3 protein-coding genes are annotated in these 2,553 nt (G+C 70.5%); all 3 read right to left on the bottom strand.

Going from position 1 to position 2,553, the window contains the following annotated elements; all coding sequences use genetic code 11:
• On the bottom strand, positions 1-1,251 hold a 1,251-nt coding region (locus V7Q31_RS18705; protein ID WP_333835346.1), incomplete at its 3' end, for an ABC transporter ATP-binding protein.
• Complete coding sequence (biuH, locus tag V7Q31_RS18700) at positions 1,248-1,955, bottom strand: biuret amidohydrolase (RefSeq protein ID WP_333835345.1); 708 nt, start codon at positions 1,953-1,955, stop codon at positions 1,248-1,250. The genes biuH and V7Q31_RS18705, both read right to left, overlap by 4 nt.
• On the bottom strand, positions 1,952-2,553 hold a 602-nt coding region (locus V7Q31_RS18695; RefSeq protein WP_333835344.1), incomplete at its 5' end, for a nitrilase-related carbon-nitrogen hydrolase. The genes biuH and V7Q31_RS18695, both read right to left, overlap by 4 nt.

Here is a 2,553-nt window from a genome sequence, read left to right as displayed (position 1 = left end):
CAGCGCCGCGCGCTGGACATTGCCGCCCGAGAGCGTGGAGATCGGCGCGTCGATGGAGGCCATCTTCACGTTGAAGGCGCGCGTCAGCGGTTCGGCGACACGGCGCAGCGCCGTCGCCGACACCCATACCCGATTGCCCGCGTCGAAATCGCGGAAGGCGACGTTCTCGGCGACGCTCATCGCCGGCGCGCAGGCGTTGCGCAGCGGCTCCTCGGGCAGCCAGCGCACGCCGTGCTTCTGCGCCTCGGCGCGGGTCGCGTGAAACGGCGCGCCCATCACCCGGACATCCCCCGCGAGCGCCGCACGCTGGCCCGCCAGCGTCTCGACCAGCTCCATCTGGCCGTTGCCCGACACCCCCGCGACGCCGACGATCTCTCCCGCGCGCACCTCCAGCGCGTCGATCTCAATCGGTTTCAGGCCCGAGCGGTCGAGCGCCTTCAGCCCGCGCACCTCCAGCGCCGGCGCGCCTGGTTCGCGCTGGGCGCGCACCGGCGGCGCCTTCGGAGGCGCGCCGATCATCATCTCGGCCATCGCGGCGTGGTCGAGGTCGCGCGCGCGCCCCTTGCCCGCGAGCCGCCCCCGGCGCAGGACGCTGACGTCGTCGCAGAAGGCGTCGACCTCGCGGAACTTGTGGGTGATCATCAGGACCGTGATCTCGCCCGCCTGCGCCAGACCGCGGATGAAGCCCAGAGCTTCGTCAGCCTCCTCGGGCGTCAGCACCGACGTCGGCTCGTCGAGGATCAGGAAGCGCCGCCCGAGATAGAGCTGCTTGAGGATTTCCAGACGCTGCCGCTCGCCCGCCGCCAGCCGCCCCACCGGCATGTCGAGCGGCACGCGAAAGGGCATCCGGTCCATGAAGGAGGACAGGCCGGCCCGCTCGCGCGCCCAGTCGATCACGCGGGGCGCGTCGTCGCGGCTGATCACGAGGTTCTCCGCCGCCGTCAGCGAGGGCACCAGCGTGAAATGCTGATAGACCATCCCCAGCCCGAGGGCGTGGGCCGCGCGCGGGTTCGGCACGTCCACTTCGCGCCCAGCCACCATGATCTGGCCGTCGGTGGGCTTCTGCACCCCCATCACGCATTTCACGAGCGTGGACTTGCCCGCCCCGTTCTCGCCGAGCAGCGCGTGCACCGTGCCCGGCGCAACCGCGATCGACACGTCCTCCAGCGCCGTGAACGCGCCGAAGCGCATGGTCATGCCGACCGTCTCGAGGCCGGGGGCGCCTTGCGCACTGTGGGCTGCGACCGTCATGCGAGCGCTGCGATGAGGGTCGCGCTGTCGGAGACCGCGCCGAACACGCCGCCCTGCATCTTGATCATCTTCACCGCCGCGTCATGGTTGCCCTTGTCGGTCGCGCCGCAGCAATCCTCGAGCAGCAGGCATTCGAAGCCGCGGTCATTGGCCTCGCGCATGGTGGTGTGCACGCAGACATCCGTCGTGATGCCCGTCAGGATCAGGTTGTCGATCCCGCGCACCCGCAGCATCAGCTCCAGATCGGTCGCGCAGAAGCTGCCCTTGCCCGGCTTGTCGATCACCGCCTCGCCCGGGAGCGGGGCGAGTTCCTCGATGATCTCCCAGCCCGGCTCGCCGCGCACGAGGATCTTGCCGCAGGGGCCGGGGTCGCCGATCCCCGCGCCGATGCGCTGCGAGCGCCAGCGCTTGTTGGCGGGCAGATCGGCGAGGTCGGGGCGGTGGCCTTCGCGGGTGTGGATCACATGCCCGCCCCAGGCGCGCATCGCCGCCAGCGCCGCCTTGATCGGCTCGATGGGCGCGCGGGTGAGCGACAGGTCATAGCCCATCGCGTCGACATACCCGCCCTTCCCGCAGAAATCGGTCTGCATGTCGATGACGATCAGCGCCGTGTTCTCCGGGCGCAGATCGCCGTTCCACGGCCAGCGATAGGGGTCGGCGGGCACAGGCCCCGGCTCGGCGGCGGCGTTGGCGAGCGCGGTCATTCCGCCGCCTCCAGCTTGGTCTCGCCATAGAGGCGCGTCGGCGCGGGAAAGCCGCAGCCGGTTCCGTCGGTCACGCGCACCTCCTCCTCCCAGGGCAGCCGGTAGCGGCCGGCGGCGAGGTCGGTCATGTAGGTGTAGGGGCAGTCCCGCGCGCCGCCCTTCACCGCGACATAGCCGCGATGGCCGAGCTGGTAGATGTTGTTCTCCACGCCCCAGCCCGCGCGCGCCTCGCGGATCAGGTCGGGGCGGATTTCCGCAGTCACGATCTCGTCGGCGCGGCCCGTGGTGGCATGGGCGAGGATCGTCCCGTCGAAATTCACGATCATCCCCTCGCCCATGCTGTCGAAGGTGCCGTCGCTGCCGCACATGCAGACGTTGGCGGTCGCCATCAGGTTGCAGAAGGCGTTGGCCTGATTGGTGAAGCGCCAGCTCTCGCGGATCGGCGCCGTGTAGCCGGCGGTCCGCAGCATGATCTCGGCGCCCTTGTAGGCGCATTCGCGCGCCATTTCGGGGAACATGCCGTCATGGCAGATGATGAGCGCCAGCTTGCAGCCGTTCGGGCCGTCGATCACCGGGATCCCCACATCGCCCGGCTCCC

The sequence above is a fragment of the Rubrimonas sp. genome, assembly GCF_036788415.1.
GTDB lineage: Bacteria > Pseudomonadota > Alphaproteobacteria > Rhodobacterales > Rhodobacteraceae > Rubrimonas.
Note: the sequence above shows the minus strand (reverse complement) of the source record. Positions and strands in the feature narration are given on the sequence as shown.

What these genes read in the sequence shown, in the direction of transcription:
- biuH (WP_333835345.1), bottom strand. Translation starts at nt 1,955, where the DNA reads ATGACCGCGCTCGCCAACGCCGCCGCCGAGCCGGGGCCTGTGCCCGCC.